Origin of the sequence: Musicola paradisiaca NCPPB 2511 (assembly GCF_000400505.1) — a bacterium.
GTDB lineage: Bacteria > Pseudomonadota > Gammaproteobacteria > Enterobacterales > Enterobacteriaceae > Musicola > Musicola paradisiaca.
In genome coordinates, this window is the sequence record NZ_CM001857.1 from 687,310 (window position 1) to 704,689 (window position 17,380).

General features: G+C 58.0%; 14 protein-coding genes and 1 riboswitch. Of the genes, 3 read left to right on the forward strand and 11 right to left on the reverse strand.

Annotated elements, in window-relative coordinates; all coding sequences use genetic code 11:
• Position 1: 1 nt before the first annotated feature.
• From ilvB to sgrR, 5 genes are all read right to left on the reverse strand, one after another.
• Positions 2 to 1,666, reverse strand: a complete 1,665-nt coding sequence (ilvB, locus tag DPA2511_RS03210; RefSeq protein ID WP_012764250.1) for an acetolactate synthase large subunit — start codon at positions 1,664 to 1,666, stop codon at positions 2 to 4.
• Between the two features lie 320 nt (positions 1,667 to 1,986).
• Positions 1,987 to 2,700: a thiamine ABC transporter ATP-binding protein ThiQ gene (gene thiQ, locus DPA2511_RS03215; RefSeq protein ID WP_012764251.1), complete on the reverse strand. Its 714-nt coding sequence runs from the start codon at positions 2,698 to 2,700 to the stop codon at positions 1,987 to 1,989.
• Positions 2,684 to 4,294, reverse strand: a complete 1,611-nt coding sequence (gene thiP, locus DPA2511_RS03220; protein WP_012764252.1) for a thiamine/thiamine pyrophosphate ABC transporter permease ThiP — start codon at positions 4,292 to 4,294, stop codon at positions 2,684 to 2,686. The genes thiQ and thiP overlap by 17 nt, the downstream gene beginning before the upstream one ends.
• Positions 4,270 to 5,253 carry a thiamine ABC transporter substrate binding subunit gene (gene thiB, locus DPA2511_RS03225; RefSeq protein ID WP_012764253.1) on the reverse strand — a complete coding sequence of 328 codons (984 nt, stop codon included), beginning with the start codon at positions 5,251 to 5,253 and terminating at the stop codon, positions 4,270 to 4,272. The genes thiP and thiB overlap by 25 nt, the downstream gene beginning before the upstream one ends.
• 43 nt (positions 5,254 to 5,296) lie before the next feature.
• Positions 5,297 to 5,405, reverse strand: a riboswitch (TPP riboswitch).
• 106 nt (positions 5,406 to 5,511) lie between these two features.
• Positions 5,512 to 7,173: an HTH-type transcriptional regulator SgrR gene (gene sgrR, locus DPA2511_RS03230; protein WP_012764254.1), complete on the reverse strand. Its 1,662-nt coding sequence runs from the start codon at positions 7,171 to 7,173 to the stop codon at positions 5,512 to 5,514.
• A 95-nt stretch (positions 7,174 to 7,268) separates the two neighbouring features.
• On the opposite strand from sgrR, the gene sgrT reads away from it, so the two are divergent.
• Positions 7,269 to 7,430, forward strand: a complete 162-nt coding sequence (gene sgrT, locus DPA2511_RS03235) for a glucose uptake inhibitor SgrT (protein WP_226376623.1) — start codon at positions 7,269 to 7,271, stop codon at positions 7,428 to 7,430.
• Positions 7,431 to 7,609: 179 nt separating this feature from the next.
• Here sgrT and tnaA read toward each other — a convergent pair whose 3' ends face one another.
• Both tnaA and tnaC read right to left on the reverse strand, forming a co-directional pair.
• A complete protein-coding gene (gene tnaA, locus DPA2511_RS03240) occupies positions 7,610 to 9,010 on the reverse strand; it encodes a tryptophanase (RefSeq protein ID WP_012764256.1) in 1,401 nt (466 codons plus the stop codon).
• A 92-nt stretch (positions 9,011 to 9,102) separates the two neighbouring features.
• Entirely contained in the window at positions 9,103 to 9,213 is a 111-nt protein-coding gene (tnaC, locus tag DPA2511_RS22570) for a tryptophanase leader peptide (RefSeq protein WP_012764257.1), read from the reverse strand.
• Between the two features lie 208 nt (positions 9,214 to 9,421).
• Between tnaC and DPA2511_RS03245 the strand changes: the two genes are divergently transcribed.
• Positions 9,422 to 10,321 carry a siderophore-interacting protein gene (locus tag DPA2511_RS03245; RefSeq protein ID WP_012764258.1) on the forward strand — a complete coding sequence of 300 codons (900 nt, stop codon included), beginning with the start codon at positions 9,422 to 9,424 and terminating at the stop codon, positions 10,319 to 10,321.
• Between the two features lie 53 nt (positions 10,322 to 10,374).
• On the opposite strand, the gene leuD is transcribed toward DPA2511_RS03245, so the two are convergent.
• Genes leuD through leuA form a run of 4 tightly spaced genes read right to left on the reverse strand, consistent with a single transcriptional unit; the run spans position 10,375 to position 15,060 of the window.
• Positions 10,375 to 10,977, reverse strand: coding sequence for a 3-isopropylmalate dehydratase small subunit (leuD, locus tag DPA2511_RS03250; protein ID WP_012764259.1), 603 nt, complete (start codon positions 10,975 to 10,977; stop codon positions 10,375 to 10,377).
• Positions 10,978 to 10,988: 11 nt separating this feature from the next.
• A complete protein-coding gene (leuC, locus tag DPA2511_RS03255; protein ID WP_012764260.1) occupies positions 10,989 to 12,389 on the reverse strand; it encodes a 3-isopropylmalate dehydratase large subunit in 1,401 nt (466 codons plus the stop codon).
• A 2-nt stretch (positions 12,390 to 12,391) separates the two neighbouring features.
• Entirely contained in the window at positions 12,392 to 13,483 is a 1,092-nt protein-coding gene (gene leuB, locus DPA2511_RS03260; protein ID WP_012764261.1) for a 3-isopropylmalate dehydrogenase, read from the reverse strand.
• Positions 13,483 to 15,060 carry a 2-isopropylmalate synthase gene (leuA, locus tag DPA2511_RS03265; RefSeq protein WP_012764262.1) on the reverse strand — a complete coding sequence of 526 codons (1,578 nt, stop codon included), beginning with the start codon at positions 15,058 to 15,060 and terminating at the stop codon, positions 13,483 to 13,485. The genes leuB and leuA overlap by 1 nt, the downstream gene beginning before the upstream one ends.
• Before the next feature lie 403 nt (positions 15,061 to 15,463).
• On the opposite strand from leuA, the gene DPA2511_RS03270 reads away from it, so the two are divergent.
• Complete coding sequence (locus DPA2511_RS03270) at positions 15,464 to 17,269, forward strand: AMP-dependent synthetase/ligase (protein ID WP_012764263.1); 1,806 nt, start codon at positions 15,464 to 15,466, stop codon at positions 17,267 to 17,269.
• Positions 17,270 to 17,380 lie beyond the last annotated feature (111 nt).

The window sequence follows — 17,380 nt, forward strand, 5'->3', positions numbered from 1 at the left end:
ATTAATCTCCAATCATCTCGGTATTGGCGGCACCCGGCGGCACCATCGGGAATACTTTTTCGTTGATATCGATAGCGGCGTGAATCAGCACCGGGCCTCGGCGGTGCAATGCATCACGCAATGCTTCCTGCGGATTGTCGGCGGCGTTCAGATCGCAGGTGGCAAACCCGAAACCGGCGGCGATAGCCAAAAAATTAGTCTGATAGCGGTAATCCGACGCGAAGAAGCGCTGCTGGTAGAACAACTCTTGCTGCTGATGCACCAGCCCCAGCGACTGGTTGTTCATCAACACGATCTTCACGTTCAGGTTTTCTTCGGCGGCGGTGGCCATTTCCTGGATATTCATCATCAGGCTGCCGTCGCCGGAAAAACACACCACGGTGCGTTCAGGTTCGGCCAGCGCCGCGCCGATAGCAGCTGGAACGCCGAATCCCATGGTGCCGAGACCGCCGGAGGTCAACCATTGACGTGGGCGGCGTAACGGATACGCCTGAGCGACCCACATCTGATGTTGGCCGACATCGGTCGCGATGATGGCGCTATCGTCCAGTTGCCCGGCGACGGCGCGGATCAGGCCGTAATGACTCAGCGGATCGTCAACGTTTGGCATGCTGAAGGGAAACTCTTGTTGCAGCCCGCGCATCTGGGACAGCCAGTCAGCGCGTTCATTGCGTTCGATCATCGGCAGCAGGCAGTCCAGCGCCTGTGCGACATCGGCATTCAACGCAATGTGCGGCTGGCGGATTTTACCCAATTCAGCGGGATCGATATCGATATGGATGATGCCGGCGTCTGGGCAGAACTGCTCCGCCTTGCCGATGGCGCGATCGTCAAAGCGGGCGCCCAGTACGACCAACAGATCCGATTGTTGCAGGAGCAGGTTGGTGGCGCGGGCGGCGTGCATGCCCAGCATCCCCAGCGACAACGGATGGTCTACCGGCATGGCGCCCAGCGCCATCAGCGTCATGGTGGTGGGCAGGCCGGCGCGTTCCGCCAGTTCGGTCGCCTGACGATGCGCGCCAGCACTGATGATGCCGCCGCCAAGATACAGGATCGGGCGTTTGGCGCGGTTGATCATTGCAGCCGCCTGATTAACAGCATGCTGATCGATAGCCGGTGCGGCGGTCGGCGCATCCGGCGCCGGCAGTTCAGCCAGATCGAGGGTGGCGGTCTGTACATCCTTCGGAATATCCACCCATACCGGGCCGGGACGGCCAGACTGGGCAATGCGGAACGCATCATTGATGACTCGCGGCAGCTCGCTGATATCGCGTACCAGGTAGTTGTGTTTAGTCACCGGGATGGAAATACCGTAGGTGTCCACTTCCTGAAAGGCATCGGTCCCGATCATACCGGAAGAGACCTGGCCGGTAATGCACACCAGCGGGATGGAGTCGAGCTTGGCGTCGGCGATAGCGGTCAGCAGGTTGGTGGCGCCCGGCCCGCTGGAGGCCATGCACACCGCCGCTTTGCCCTGTGCCCGCGCCATGCCTTGGGCAATGAATCCAGCCCCCTGTTCGTGGCGAGCCAGTACGTGGCGGATGGTTCGGCTTTGTCCCAGCGCATCGTACAACGGCAAGGCAGCGCCGCCCGGGATCCCGGTTACGGTAGTGATGCCTTGCTGTTCCAGCAAACGGACAATCAGCTCAGCTCCTGTATAACGCATAGTCATATCCTTTATCAGAGCCGGTGCTGAGGGAGCGGGGAGGTAGATACGAAAAACCCCGCTCGGCTTGCGCCGGCGGGGTTTGGAATCTTGATTTGGATTCGGAACCCGTTACGGCGCGCTGCCGACCACGACCACCACGACGCGCACGACGACGACCGCGTCTAGCTGCGCGGCGTTGTTGAGTAGTGCGAAAGTAGAGGGGGTGTGTTTCACGGGGAACCTGTTTCGTTTTGGTTAATTAGCGGGTTCATCTAACCATGAGTGTGGAAAACCAAACAATAGCGAGAGGGGGATGAAAACCAAAATCGTGATGACGATCACGGTTTGTCGCCTGAACTAACAGTCATTCCCAGAATCCGTGCGACTTGTTCGTGCTGTTGCAGGGTGGCGGTTGGGCCATCATGGGCGATGCGGCCTTCCAGCACCAAAATGCTGCGCGGGGCGATGCGCAGCGCGTCCGACAGGTGGTGGGACACCATCAACAACGTCAGTTGCCGCTCGGTACAGATATCCTCCACCAGCGTAAGCATCTCCTGACGAAGCGCGGGATCGAGCGCGGAAAAAGGCTCGTCCAGCAGCAGAATCGGTTGTTGGCGGATCAGGCAGCGCGCCAGCGCCGCGCGTTGACGCTGCCCGCCGGAAACCTGCGACGGCAGGCGGCTCAGCAGATCCTCCAGCGCGACTCGCTGCGCAATGCGACGTAACGTGTCGCGCTGCGAGTGGTCGAGCTTCAGGCCCGGATGCAGCCCGAGGGCAATGTTCTGCCCCAGGGTGAGGTGGGGGAACAGGTTGTTTTCCTGAAACAGGATCGAGACCGGGCGTCGGGCGGGCGGAGTATCGGCATGATCCTGGCCGTTGAGCAACAACCGGCCATGCTCGGCCTGCAGGAAACCGGCAATCAGGGCAAGCAATGTACTTTTCCCCGCACCGCTGGGGCCGAGAATAGCCAACCGTTCGCCGGGATCAAGGTGTAGATCGAAGCGCATCGGCAAATGTTGGTAGAGATAGGTCAACTTATCCAGCGTGATCATGACGGCCTGCCAGTTTCTCAATCAGGGTGAATAACAAAAAACAGAGCAACAGCAGCAGCAGTGCGGTCACTGCGCCATCAGCGCTGCGGTAGGCGCCAATCTGTTGATAAAGATAGAACGGCAGAGTACGAAACGACTCGCTGCCGAACAGCGCGATGACGCCGAAATCGCCCACCGACAGCACGCAGGCAAAGGCCAGCGCCTGAGCGATCGGCGGTTTGAGCGCCCGCAACTCCACCACTTTCAGCCGCTGCCAGCCGTGAATATCCAGCGACTGACACAACGGGCCATAGCGCTGTGCGATATCCAGCATCGGATTTTCCAGCACTTTCATTGCGTAGGGAATGGCCATCAGCGCGTTGGTGAGCACCACCAGTTCATAGGGCGAGGTCGGTAATCCGACGGTATGGGTGAAGATCAGAAAAAAGCCGGTCGCCAGCACGATGCCCGGCATCGCCAGAATGAGCAGGCCGCTCAGTTCCAGCCATTGCGCGGCCAGTGTGCGCTGCCGCAGCCGCAACTCCCTGCTGCTCCACAGCAACATCAGCGTCAGGATGACGCACAGTACGCCGGAAGCCAGCGCGATGCGCAGCGAAGTCCATAAGGTTTGCCATAGCGCATTCTGGCGTATGACGCTGACGAGCGAACCGTGCAGCCCGTCAGCCACCACGGCCAGCAATGGCGGCAGTAACAGCAGGAGTGCCGCGACAATCAACAGGGTATCGGCGATGCGGCTGAACGGGCTGTCTTGCGGATCGCGCCAGTCACGCTGCTGGCTGATGCCGACCGGCAGCAGTGTGGTTAACCGCTGCCCAAGCAGCGTCAATCCCAGACAACAGATCAGCTGTAACAGTGCCAGCAGCGCCGCACGCGCCGGGTCGTAATCAAAACTCAGCGCCTGATAAATCGCCAGTTCGATGGTGGTTGCCTGCGGGCCGCCGCCCAGCGAAAGCACGGTAGCGAAACTGGCGAAGCAGAGCATGAAAATCAGTGACCCCGCCGGTAGTAACTGACGGCGCAGCCAGGGCCATTCCACCAGCCGGAAAAAATGCCAGCCGCGCATGCCGAGCTGAGCCGCCAATTGGCGCTGTTCGCTGGAAATGCTCTCCAGCGCCTGCAGCATCAGCCGGGTCGCCAGCGGCAGATTGAAGAACACATGGGCCAGCAGGATGCCCTGCAAACCGTAAGGCGAGAAGCGATAATGCAGCCCGAACAGCGCCAATAGCTGCGCCAGCCAGCCTTCGCGGCCATATACGCTGAGGATACCGAACACCGCCACCAGCACCGGCAACACCAGCGTCATGGCGCATAGCCGCAACAGCCAGCGCCGGCCGGGGAAGCGACGGCGGTAGAGCGCACGCGCCAGAAACAGCGCGGGAAGTGTGGAGAGCAGGGCGGAAAGCAGCGCCTGCCAGACGCTGAATCCGATGACGTGCCACAGGTAACTATCCTGCCACAGCGACAACCATGGCGCCTGCGGCGCATCAAACCACAGCGCGCCGAAGGCCAGCACGGCGGTGGCCGTCAACAACGAGGCTGCCAGACCGCCGGCCCACAGCCAGCCGGGAATCAGCGGCTGACGGCGCGTTGCCATGCCTGCACCCAGCTTGCGCGTTGCTCGGCGACCTGCTGCGGGGTGAACGACAACGAGGTCTTGGGCACCATCAGGCTGTTATAGCCCGCAGGCAACTCGGTTTTAACCGCCGGGTACATCCAGTTGGTGGTCGGGATGATCTGCTGGAAAGCCGGGCTGACCATGAACTGCAGGAAACGCTCCGCCAACTGGGGGTTTTTACTGCCAGCCAGACGACCGGCCACTTCCACTTGCAGGTAATGGCCTTCGGCGAAATCAGCGGCGGCATAGTTGTCTTTCTTCTCGGCGATGATGTGATAGGCCGGCGAAGTGGTGTAGCTCAGTACCAGATCCGCCTCGCCTTTGAGGAATAGACCGTAAGCTTCGCTCCATCCTTTGGTGACGGTAACGGTTTTTTTCGCCAGTTGCTGCCAGGCCTGCGGCGTCTGGTCGCCGTACACTTTTTGCATCCACAGCAGCAAGCCCAAACCCGGCGTGCTGGTGCGCGGGTCTTCGTAAATCACCTTCCACGGCTGGTTGCTTTCCACCAGTTCACGCAGGCTTGTCGGCGGGTTTTTCAGCTTATCTTTGTTGTAGACGAAGGCGAAGTAACCGTAGTCGAACGGCAGAAAGGTGTCGTTTTTCCAACCGCCGGGTACGGCCAGCGCATCGGTGCTAATACCGTGTTTGCTGAACAGGCCGGTTTGTTCCGCCGCCTGCAGCAGGTTGTTGTCCAGACCCAAGACGATATCGGCCGGGCTGTTTTTGCCTTCCATGCGCAGGCGGTTAAGCAGTGAGACGCCATCTTCCAGCGCGACGAATTTCAGTTCGCAGTCGCAGGTTTTTTCAAAGGCGGTTTTGACGCCCGGCCCCGGCCCCCATTCTGACGCGAATGAGTCGTAGGTGTAGACCGTGAGCGTCGGTTTGGCGAACACGGGGGCGGATAGCAATAGCAGGCAGGACAGTAATTTTTTTAACACTTTGCACTCCAATTTTTAGCGGATGGCAAAGGTCTTTGAGCAGGCCGGAAGCAGTCTCAAATCCCTTCGCCGGTATTAACCGGATCAGGTTCGACGGGTATTTTCTCAGCGACAAACCGAACAGCGGCGGCATCGCACCCCGTTGAGAACGGCGGTATTGTAAGATGAACGTTACATAAGGGAAAGCACGGAATCCGGCGGTATGCGTTCCGGTTGGCGTCGACATGTACGACGCGGCAATCGCGGTGCGGCGCGCGTTTAGAGATTATCCGGCGGTGCAAACCAGGCGGATTTGAAATCGAACCACCCGCGGGTATTGAGATGGATGCCGCGCATGCTGCGTTGCCCCTGCAATTGCAGCCAATGGTGAAATAGCGGGTGGATTTGCTGGCGTTGTATCAGCGCCTGTCCCCAATCCGGCAAAGAGAGCGAGCCCTGCCGCCACTGGCGGGCGGTCGCGGCCAGGTCTTCGTCTATGCAGTGTTGCAGCAGCGGCATTTCATACAACATGGCAAACAGCGAGAATTCGAGCGGCAGGGCAAAGTTGGCGCTGCCGAGCCACAGATCGCTATCGCCTTGCCCTTGATGCCACTTTTCATAATCCAGATGCTGCACGCTGAGCGTGACATCGTACTGCGCCAGCAGACGCGCCATGATGTCGGTAATATCCTGATATTCGGGATGATCGCGGTAGCTGGTGATACGCAGCCGGGCCAGCGACGCCGGTTTTTCCTGCAAGGCGCGCGGAATATTGTGATGCCAGCGCGGCAGCAGGCCGTAGGCGGGCGACCAACTGCTCTGGTAAATATCGCCCGCCTGGCCGAGCATAGCGACCGGGCTAAGCACCTGGCAGAGCCAACGCCGGACAGCCGGGTCGCACATGGTCGGCGCGCGGCGATCGAACAGGAGGTAGTAACAGCCTTCCTCCAAGCGGTTTTCCAGTTCGTCGGTATGTGTATCGTCTCCCTGTAACTGTATTGAGCAGGGAGGGAGCGACGGTTCATCAGGCAGTACCCAGATACTGACTTCATCGATCAGCGCACGGTAGCCAAAGTAGTCGTCAAATGCCTGAATCTTCAGTTGGCTGTGGGTGTTTTTCACCACCGAGTATGGGCCGGTACCCATCGGCTGGCGCACGAAGTCCGGCAGCGTTTGCCACTCTTTCGGGATGATCATCGCCGGGACGCTGCCCAGCAGCCACGGCAGCCAAACGTCGGGCATGCTGAGCTCAATATCCAGCACGAACGGCGCGGGGGAGGTAATGGCGACCCAATGTGAGAACAGCGGCGACAGCGTCAGCCGTTTCAGGGACGTGACCACATCTTCCATCGTCATTTCCCGACCGTGATGAAAGCGTACCGCCGGACGCAGATAAAACCGCCAATGCAGTGGCGACAGCGCCTGCCAGTGGTGCGCCAGATCCGGCAGGAGTTCCCCATTTTCCTCATTTATGCTGGTCAGCCCGCTGAAGATCTGCCGGGCCAGGTGCATTTCGGAACGCCGTAATGCATTGCCGGGCATCAGGTTATGCATCGGGCGATAATAGAGTATGCGCAGCAGGTGGCGGCCCTGGCGGAAGCTGCGTCCCAGGTGGGACATCAGCATCTGACGCAGGGTCTCCTTGTCGCCGACCAATTGCACCAACTGGTCGATACGGTCTTGTTCCAATAGGTCTTCAGCTCGCTGCTGTTGCAACGTCAGGCCGGTGTACAGGAACGTCAGGCGTGAACGTTTTCCGCGTCCCGCTTCCGCATGCCAGAGCAGCCAACCCTGCTCCTGCATGGCGCGCAGCAGCGATCGAATATGGCGGCGCGAACAATTCAGCAGGACGGCCAATTCCTGTAGCGTGGTGTCGGTATCCTGGCCCTGGAAGCATTGCCATAACCGGACAAACTGCTGTTGCAAACGAGTCGATGACATAAAAGGGGAACTCCACGGCGGAAAGTCATCAATATATTTTTCCCTATATTACGTCGATACTTTGGGTCAGTGAACAACGCAGCGTGAGGAGGCGGATGATGACCTGTCAGTATCGTTTCTATGTGCGTTGGCTGTGTCACGGCAGGCGCGGTTTATGGCGTTTTTTGTCGACGTCACAGCGTATGGCGTTGCTGTTGCAGGTGACGCAGTGGCAGATTGGCGAGATGAACGAGGAAGAATATCGCCATTGGCTGTGATAACGGATGTGAGCGTTGCGGCATCGCGGCTTCAGGCGACGTTCCGTCAGCAACGAACGTGTACCGGCGTCGTCCGGTTCCGGAACGACCTGATTTTCTGAGTAATGGTGCGTTTCACCAGCCAGCGGAATGATCCGCTGGCTTTTTTTATGCTCAATGCGGTCTTCAGACCGCGGGTTTTACTCCACCGGTTTGAGTTTAGCCACGAAATGGCGCAACACCGGCGGTTCGTAGGTGAACGTCAGGCCTTTGATGTCATGCGCCTGGGCTTTCAGCGCAATTAATGCATCGGCGATGTAGTCCATATGGTCATTGGTGTAGACCCGGCGGGGGATAGTTAACCGCAGTAACTCCAGCGGAGACGGTTTTTGCTTGCCGGTGTCCGGGTCGCGCCCCAGCAGTAGCGAACCGATCTCCACGCTGCGGATCCCTGCCTCCAGATAGAGCGCGTTGTTCAGCGCCTGCGCCGGGAATTGTTCCGGCGGAATATGGGGCAGCAATTTTTTCGCATCGACGAACACCGCGTGCCCGCCCACCGGGTACTGAATCGGGATACCGGCCGCTTTCAGGCGTTCGCCGAGGTAAGTCACCTGACCGATACGATAGGTGAGAAAGTCTTCATTGGTGCCCTCTTCCAGACCGATGGCCAGCGCTTCCATATCACGCCCGGCCAGCCCGCCATAGGTGACGAACCCTTCCAGCGGCACGCAGCGCACCCGCACGTCGTTGTACAGATCTTCGTCGCTGCGAAAACAGCACAGGCCGCCGATGTTCACCATCGGATCCTTCTTCGCCGACATGGTGAGCATATCGCCGTACTGATACATCTCGTAAATGATGTCTTTGATGCTCCGTTGCTGATAACCCGCTTCGCGCTGTTTGATAAACCAGGCATTTTCGCAGAAACGGGCGGAGTCGATCACGACCGGGATCCGGTGCTGCTGCGCAATACGGTAGACCTCGCGCATATTGCTCATGGAAACCGGCTGGCCGCCGGAGCTGTTGCACGTCACCGTGGTGATGATGGCGACCACATTTTCCGGGCCGTGCTGTTCGATGGCCGATTGCAGTAGATCGAGATCGAAATCGCCTTTCCAGTCGTAATAGGTGGTGGTGTCGAATGCTTTCGGCGTGACGACGTTGATGGCGCGTGCGCCGGTCATTTCGACGTGGGCGGCGGTGGTATCAAAATGAAAATTAGAGATGAAGACCGGCTTTTGTCCGCCGCCTTCCCGGCGTTTTTTCGCCAGCAGGCAGGGAAACAGGATCTGTTCTGCGCCACGTCCCTGATGGGTCGGGATGGTAAAGGGGTAGCCCAACAGCGATTTCACCTGATCGCATAAGTGGTAATAGTTGCGTGAACCGGCGTAGGCTTCGTCCCCCATCATCAGGCCTGCCCATTGACGGTCGCTCATCGCGCCGGTGCCGGAATCGGTCAGCAGGTCGATATAGACATCTTCGCTGCGCAGCAGAAACGGGTTGTAGCCCGCGTCCTGTAGCGCGTGTTCACGTTCGGCGCGGGATGTCATGCGGATGTTTTCCACCATTTTGATGCGAAAAGGCTCGGGAATGCGTTTCATGCGATATCTCCATGACGCCCGTTTGCGGGCATGAGCGCCGCAATACGGGTCAGTAAATTGAAATAAAAGGAAAAAGTCAGCGCAGTGCTGAATCAGGCATGAAACGGGCGAGGGAAATCGTTGGTGAGACGGTGGTCGATGTTAAACCAGGGGCGACTATCGCCGGAGATGCTCAGGCGATAACACCGAATGATGCGTGTCATGAGTCCTCCCTACGCAGGGTATAACGGAACCACAGCATAAAACGTCGATGCGGCGGGGACTGTGATCGCTTCGGCAGTCAGGAGCGGGGCGTCGTGCTTATCGGTGTAAACGCTATAGATAATTGTTATCATTATCGTCTTTGCGGTGCGGCCGGGTGAGGCCGGTTTGCGGGCAGACGTGATGATTTGACAACCAGAGAGGCGGATTATGTCGGGAGTTCAGGGGTATAAGGTGTTTGATATCACATTGACGCGCAAGGAAATGCTGACACCATCGCTGATGTGTTGCGTGTTTGGCGGCGAGGCGATCAGGGAAATGAAAATGGGCGCGCCGGACCAACGCATCAAACTGCTGTTTCCTTCTGAAGACGGTACTCCCTCTCGGTTGCCGACCGAAGGCGAATGGTATCGGCTGGCGCAGCAGTTGCCGAAGGCGCAGCGGCCGATTCCGCGCACCTATACGATGCGGCGTCTGGACACGGAAAAAGGTGAAATGGCGGTGGAGTTTGTTATCCACGGAACCGAAGGCCCGGCATCGTCCTGGGCGATGACGGCCCAGCCGGGAGCTGAAGTCCAGGCGGTGGCGCCCAATGGCGCTTTTCCTGATGATTGTGGCGGGTATGAGTGGGTGTTGCCGCCCAGGGTGACGCAAGTGATGTTGGCCGCCGATGAAACGGCCTTGCCGGCGGTGAAAGGCATTCTTGAGCAGCTTGCTGAACGGGCTGAACCGCCACGAGTTCAGGCGTTTATCGAGGTACCACTGGCGGCGGACTGTGTCGATCTGAGCCAATTCGCTTTTGCTGAGGTGTTCTGGCTGCCGCGTGCAGATACCGGTGCGAGCTATGGTGAGCGGCTATTGGCGGCGGTACGCCAGTCGGCGCAGTTGCCGGAGGCCGTATCCTCGTCGGGCCTGGACGTGCAGGACATTCCTGACGATGAGGTACTGTGGGAACGTGCTCAGGTGCAGCAAGGTGAGTTTTTCGGGTGGATTGCTGCCGAGTCTTCGTCAGTAAAGAACCTGCGTCGCTATCTGCTGGGCGAACGCGGTATTGCGCGCGAAGCGGTGACGTTTATGGCTTACTGGAGCCGTGGGGCTCGTTCACATTAATCAGGTTAAAACAAAGCCCACCGGGGTGGGCTTTACCGTCGCAAACCGTGGCATTAACGCAGGAATGCCGGTTGCTGTTGTTCGTAACGGGTGATCGCCGCATCGTGCTGCAACGTCAGGCCGATACTGTCCAGCCCGTTGATCATGCAGTGACGACGGAAGCTGTCTATCTCGAATGAATAGGTTTTCTCGCCGGCTTGCACGGTCTGGGCTTCCAGATCCACCGTAAAAGTGATGCCGTTATGGTTTGCCACCAGTGTGAACAGATCGTCGATGTCGTTTTCGCTCAGTTTCACCGGCAGCAACTGGTTGTTGAAGGCGTTGCCGTAGAAGATATCGGCGAAGCTCGGTGCGATCACCACGTTGAAACCGTAGTCGGTCAACGCCCAGGGGGCGTGTTCGCGGGACGAACCGCAGCCGAAGTTTTCACGAGCCAGCAGGATGCTGGCGCCTTTATAGCGCGGCTGGTTCAGCACGAAATCCGGGTTGGGTTGCTGGCCCGCGTCATCAAGAAAGCGCCAGTCGTGGAACAGATGCTGACCAAACCCGGTACGGGTGACTTTCTGCAGGAACTGTTTCGGGATGATCGCATCGGTATCGACATTGGCGGCATCCAGCGGCACCACCAGACCTGTGTGTTGAGTAAATTTAGCCATGGTTGCCTCTCTTAATTCAGTTCACGGATATCAGCGAAACGGCCCGTTACCGCCGCCGCCGCGGCCATCGCCGGGCTGAGCAGATGGGTGCGGCCGCCACGGCCCTGACGTCCTTCGAAGTTGCGGTTGCTGGTGGAGGCGCAACGCTCGCCCGGGTTCAACCGGTCGTTGTTCATGGCCAGACACATGGAGCAGCCGGGCAGACGCCATTCGAAACCGGCTTCGATAAAGATCTTGTCCAGACCTTCCTCCTCCGCCTGTGCTTTGACCGGGCCGGATCCCGGCACCACGTAGGCTTGTACGCCGGCGGCGACTTTGCGGCCTTTAGCGATAGCCGCCGCCGCCCGCAGATCTTCAATTCGGGAGTTGGTGCAGGAACCGATGAACACCTTGTCGATGGCGACATCGGTCAGTTTTACACCTGCCTCCAGGCCCATGTAGGCCAGCGCTTTGGCTGCGGATGCGCGTTCCACCGGATCGTTGAAGGACTCCGGCGCCGGAATCTGCTGGTTGACGGCAATTACCTGGCCGGGGTTGGTGCCCCAGGTGACTTGCGGCGCGATATCGGCGGCGCTCAGGGTGACAACCGCATCAAAGACCGCGTCGGCATCGGATTTCAGCGATGTCCAATAGGCGACGGCGTCATCCCAGTTACTGTCCTTCGGCGCGAACTGGCGGCCCTTCAGATAGGCGAAGGTAGTTTCATCCGGCGCGACCAGGCCGGCCTTGGCGCCCATTTCTATCGCCATGTTGCACAGGGTCATACGGCCTTCCATGCTCAGCGCTTCAATCGCCTTGCCGCAGAATTCCACAACATAGCCAGTACCGCCTGCGCTACCGGTTTTGCCGATGATCGCCAGTACGATGTCTTTGGCGGTGATGCCGGGAGCGGCGTCGCCGGTGACTTCGATTTTCATGGTTTTGGCGCGGCCCTGTTTCAGGGTCTGCGTCGCTAGCACATGTTCGACTTCGGAAGTACCGATACCAAATGCCAGTGCGCCGAAAGCGCCGTGGGTGGCGGTGTGGGAGTCGCCGCAGACGATGGTCATACCCGGCAGGGTCATGCCCTGTTCCGGCCCGATCACATGCACGATGCCCTGAAACGGATGATTCAAGTCATACAGTTGGACGCCGAATTCAGCGCAGTTCTTGATCAGTTCCTGCATTTGAATACGGGCCATTTCGCCGCTGGCGTTGATGTCGCGCGTCTGGGTCGAGACGTTGTGATCCATGGTGGCGAAGGTTTTGCCCGGCTGGCGAACGTTACGCCCCATGGCGCGCAGGCCGTCGAACGCCTGCGGCGATGTGACTTCGTGCACCAGATGCCTGTCGATATACAGCAGCGGCGTTTCATTCGGCGCTTCGTGAACCACATGTGCTTCAAACAGTTTCTGATATAAGGTCTTACTCATGATTACGCCTCTTCCGCTACAAACCGGGCAATTGCGTCGCCCATTTCATCGGTGCTGACTGCATGGCCGTCGCTGGTCAGATCGCCGGTACGATAACCGGCCGCCAGCGCTTTGTTCACCGCCAGTTCAATGGCGTCTGCCGCTTCGCCGGCGTTCAGGCTGTAGCGCAGCAGCAGGGCGGCGGACAGAATCTGGGCAATGGGGTTGGCGATGTTTTTGCCAGCGATATCCGGCGCCGAACCGCCCGCGGGTTCGTACAAGCCAAAACCCTGTTCGTTCAGGCTGGCTGACGGCAGCATCCCCATCGAACCGGTGATCATGGCGCATTCGTCGGACAGGATGTCGCCGAACAGGTTGGAACACAGCAGGACGTCGAACTGAGCCGGGTCTTTGATCAACTGCATGGTGGCGTTGTCGATGTACAGATGGTTCAGGTGTACGTCCGGGTAGTCACGCGCAATTTCATTGACGATTTCACGCCACAGAATTGAGCTTTGCAGCACGTTGGCTTTGTCGATGGAGGTCACGACGCGGCGGCGTTTACGGGCGGATTCAAACGCGATGCGCGCAATACGTTCAATTTCAAAACGGTGATAGACCTCGGTATCGAATGCGCGTTCGTGCATGCCGCTGCCTTCGCGCCCCTTCGGCTGACCAAAATAGATACCGCCCGTCAGTTCACGCACGCACAGGATATCGAAGCCTTTGGCCGCGATATCGCTGCGCAGCGGGCAGAACGCTTCCAGACCCTGATACAGTTTCGCCGGGCGCAGGTTGCTGAACAGGCGAAAGTGCTTGCGCAACGGCAACAGCGCGCCACGCTCAGGCTGTTCTGCCGGTGGCAGGTGTTCCCATTTCGGGCCGCCGACCGAACCGAACAGAATGGCGTCGGCCTGCTCGCAGCCGGCAATGGTACCCTGCGGCAGCGGGGTACCCTGACGATCGATGGCGATACCGCCGACGTCGTATTCGCTGGTGGTGATACGCAGATCGAAACGCTGACGAACTGCATCCAGAACCTTGTGGGCTTGCGCCATCACTTCCGGGCCGATGCCATCACCCGGCAGTACGGCGATATGGTAACTCTTGGTCATCACACTGTTTCCTGACTGTTTTGTTTATTGTTGTGTTGCTGCAAACGTTGTACTTCCTTCTCAACCAGTTGCGCCCGTTTGATGTTATTCAATACGTTAACCAGCGCATTGGCGGAGGATTCCACAATATCGGTGGCCAGACCAACGCCATGGAAGCGACGCCCCTGGTATTCGGCGACGATATCCACTTGCCCCAGCGCTTCTTTACCCTGCCCTTTGGCGGACAGCTGGTATTTGACCAGCGTAATCGGGTAGCCGGTGATACGGTTGATAGCCTGATAGACGGCATCGACCGGGCCGTTACCGGTCGCGGCTTCGGCGATATTTTCTTCGCCGCAGAACAGTTTGACGGAAGCGGTCGCCATCACACTGGAACCGGACTGTACGCTGAAGTAATCCAGACGATAAAACTCGGAGGTTTCCTGCTGGTTGTTGATAAACGCCAGCGCTTCCAGATCGTAGTCGAACACCTGGCCTTTTTTATCCGCCAGTTTCAGGAAGGCGGCGTAGAGGTCGTCCATATTGTAGTCGTGTTCTTTGTAACCCATTTCTTCCATGCGGTGTTTCACCGCGGCGCGGCCGGAACGGGAAGTCAGATTCAACTGTACTTCTTTCAGGCCGATGGATTCCGGCGTCATGATTTCGTAGTTTTCGCGGTTTTTCAGTACGCCGTCCTGATGGATACCGGAAGAGTGCGCAAAGGCATTGGCGCCCACCACCGCTTTGTTCGCCGGAATCGGCATATTGCAGATTTTGCTGACGATCTGGCTGGTGCGGTAAATTTCCTGATGGTTGATGCCGGTGTGCAGGCCCATCAGTTGACTACGTACCTTGAGCGCCATAATCACTTCTTCCAGCGCACAGTTGCCTGCGCGTTCGCCGATGCCGTTCAGCGTGCCTTCGACCTGACGCGCGCCGGCATGCACTGCCGCCATGGCGTTGCCGACCGCCAGCCCCAGATCGTCATGGGTATGGACGGAAATAATGGCTTTGTCGATGTTGGGAACGCGCTGGTACAGAGAGGCGATGATGTTGCCGAATTCGTGGGGCAGGGTGTAGCCGACGGTATCCGGGATGTTGATGGTGCGCGCCCCGGCGTTGATCGCAGCTTCCACTACCCGGGACAGATCTTCAATCGGGGTGCGTCCGGCATCCTCGCAGGAGAATTCAACGTCGTCGGTGTAGTTGCGCGCGCGTTTGATCATGTAGATGGCGCGTTCGATCACGTCGTCCAGCGTGCTGCGCAGTTTAGTGGCGATATGCATCGGCGAGGTGGCGATGAAGGTATGAATGCGGAATGCTTCCGCTACACGCAGCGCTTCAGCGGCAACATCTATATCCTTTTCGACGCAACGGGCGAGCGCGCAGACACGGCTATTCTTGATCTGGCGAGCAATGCTCTGTACGGATTCGAAGTCGCCCGGAGAGGATACCGGAAAACCTACTTCCATAACGTCAACACCCATGCGCTCCAGCGCCATCGCGATCTGAATTTTTTCTTTGACGCTCAAGCTGGCCTGCAATGCCTGTTCACCGTCGCGCAATGTGGTATCGAAAATAATGACTTGCTGGCTCATTGGTCTCTTCCTTTTATCCTGTTTGTCTGGGCGCCCGGCGAGTAAAAAAAACCCGCGCAGTGGCGCGGGTTTTTATACGTGTGATGTGAAATCAGCTCTGATTTTCGCTCACCGGCATACCGCGCACATAAGATGCGTTTAGTAGTAGGCCTAGTAGCTGAGCGAAGTTGAACATGTTGTTCTGTCATCCAGAGTGATTAAAATTTTGTGCTGGCGTTATTGGTACTTGATTCACGGAGGGATGTCAACCACGGATTGGCGAGAAGAACCGGGTCAAAGACGCTTCAGCCGTCACATTTCGCAAGTGGAAACCGGGGAAAGCGCTTTCCACCAGAATGCGCTCACGGTAGACTCCTGCCCAGAAACGTACACCTGTTCGCTGAAATTTTCTGGCCCGCACTTCATGAGTAAACATCCATTATCACACTATCATCTGGTTCAACGTATTCAGCATCAGGTCGCTGTTCGATCTGATGCGCCGGCGTTTCGGGAATGGGATCCCGAACGTGAACTGCATTTGGTCTGGCGGCAGGTCGGAGAGCGAGTCAACCGTATCGCCTGCGGATTGCTGGCATTGGGGATCGAAGTGCAGGAACGGGTGGCTATTTTCTCGGATAACGGGATCAACTGGTCGCTGGCGGATCTGGCCTTGTTACATTTGCGGGCAATTACGGTGCCGCTGTATGCCACCAGTTCGGTGGGGCAGGCGGCATTCATTCTCAACGATGCGGATATTCGCACGGTTTTTGTCGGCGGGCAGGCGCAGTTCGATACCTTGATGTCGCTACGCGAGGCCTGTCCTCAACTTCGCCATATCATTCTGCTGGATGACAATATTCGGCGTCGTGGATGCGATATTGCGGTGTATTTGCGGGAGTTTGAAGCATCGGCGGATGAGGCGGTTTGGCTGCCTGAGCTGCAACGGCGTATTGACGAACGCGATTTGAATGATCTGTTTACACTGATTTATACCTCAGGAACGACCGGCGAGCCTAAAGGCGTGATGCTGGATTACGCCAACATGGCGACTCAACTTAAGCTGCATGATGAACGGCTTGACGTCTCTGACCAGGATGTTTCCCTGTGCTTTTTGCCGTTGTCCCACGTATTTGAACGGGCATGGAGTTTTTTCATCATGCACTGTGGTGCGCTGAATGTGTACCTGAGCGATACCAATCAGGTTCGGGCCACCATGGAAGCGGTGTCGCCGACGTTGATGTGTGCGGTGCCGCGCTTTTACGAAAAGGTGTACTGCGGTATTCACGAGAAAGTGGCGCAGGCGCCGTGGCATCGTCGCCTGCTGTTCCGCTGGGCGCTGGAACGAGGGCGTCATCTGCATGCCCGCCGGCAAGCCGGTAGACGTGTCGGCTTCTGGGGCCGCGCCGCGCATAGAATCGCCGACCGGCTGGTATTGCAGCGCCTGCGGCAATTGCTCGGTGGTCGGGTTCGCTTCCTGCCAGCGGCGGGCGCTCGTCTTGACGGTAATATCATCGCCTTTTTTCAGTCGATAGGCGTCCGCATCGTTTACGGATATGGCCTGACGGAAACCTGCGCGACGGTATCCTGCTGGGAGCATGAGGCGATCTCTCTGATGTCGGTGGGGACGCCGTTGCCCGGTATCGAGGTTCGTATCGGCGAGGAGAGTGAAATTCAGGTGCGGGGCGCTACGGTGATGCGCGGCTATTTTCATCGTCCGGAAGAGACCGCCGCAGCCTTTACGCCAGATGGCTGGTTTAAAACGGGTGATGCAGGCGAACTGGACGAACGGGGAAATCTGTTTATTACCGAACGCATCAAGGATCTGATGAAGACCTCCGGCGGAAAATATATTGCCCCTCAATGTCTGGAAGGCACCTTGGGGCAAGATCGCTATATCGAGCAGGTGGCGGTGATTGCGGATGCGCGCAAATATGTCTCGGCCCTGATTGTGCCGTGTTTCGAGGCTTTAGAGGAGTACGCCCGCTCCATCAATCTTCGCTATCAGGATCGGTTGGATCTCTTGCGCCACAATCATATTTTGGAATTGTTTGAACAACGTTTGCAGGAGATGCAGAAGGAGTTCGCACGTTTCGAACAAGTGAAGAAATTTACCCTTCTGCCCGCGCCGTTTAGCATGGAAGACGGCGAACTGACGCCGACATTAAAACTGCGTCGTAAAGTCATCCATCAGCGTTATCAGCCTGAAATCGACGCAATGTACGCGGAGTGATCGCTCCGCCGTCGAACCATAGAAATTCGTCGTCGATATTTCACACTTTAATCAATGGGCGCCGCGGCATAATTCCCAACCCGGCGCGCACTCTTTAGCGTTTTATCTCAG

Bases quoted from the DNA above. Each gene is read 5' to 3' on its own strand.
- leuB (WP_012764261.1), bottom strand. From the start codon at position 13,483: ATGACCAAGAGTTACCATATCGCCGTACTGCCGGGTGATGGCATCGGC.
- tnaC (WP_012764257.1), bottom strand. From the start codon at position 9,213: ATGACACGCATCATTCGGTGTTATCGCCTGAGCATCTCCGGCGATAGT.
- sgrR (WP_012764254.1), bottom strand. From the start codon at position 7,173: ATGTCATCGACTCGTTTGCAACAGCAGTTTGTCCGGTTATGGCAATGC.
- DPA2511_RS03245 (WP_012764258.1), top strand. From the start codon at position 9,422: ATGTCGGGAGTTCAGGGGTATAAGGTGTTTGATATCACATTGACGCGC.
- sgrT (WP_226376623.1), top strand. From the start codon at position 7,269: ATGATGACCTGTCAGTATCGTTTCTATGTGCGTTGGCTGTGTCACGGC.
- leuC (WP_012764260.1), bottom strand. From the start codon at position 12,389: ATGAGTAAGACCTTATATCAGAAACTGTTTGAAGCACATGTGGTTCAC.
- thiQ (WP_012764251.1), bottom strand. From the start codon at position 2,700: ATGATCACGCTGGATAAGTTGACCTATCTCTACCAACATTTGCCGATG.
- leuD (WP_012764259.1), bottom strand. From the start codon at position 10,977: ATGGCTAAATTTACTCAACACACAGGTCTGGTGGTGCCGCTGGATGCC.
- leuA (WP_012764262.1), bottom strand. From the start codon at position 15,060: ATGAGCCAGCAAGTCATTATTTTCGATACCACATTGCGCGACGGTGAA.
- thiP (WP_012764252.1), bottom strand. From the start codon at position 4,294: ATGGCAACGCGCCGTCAGCCGCTGATTCCCGGCTGGCTGTGGGCCGGC.
- ilvB (WP_012764250.1), bottom strand. From the start codon at position 1,666: ATGCGTTATACAGGAGCTGAGCTGATTGTCCGTTTGCTGGAACAGCAA.
- DPA2511_RS03270 (WP_012764263.1), top strand. From the start codon at position 15,464: ATGAGTAAACATCCATTATCACACTATCATCTGGTTCAACGTATTCAG.
- tnaA (WP_012764256.1), bottom strand. From the start codon at position 9,010: ATGAAACGCATTCCCGAGCCTTTTCGCATCAAAATGGTGGAAAACATC.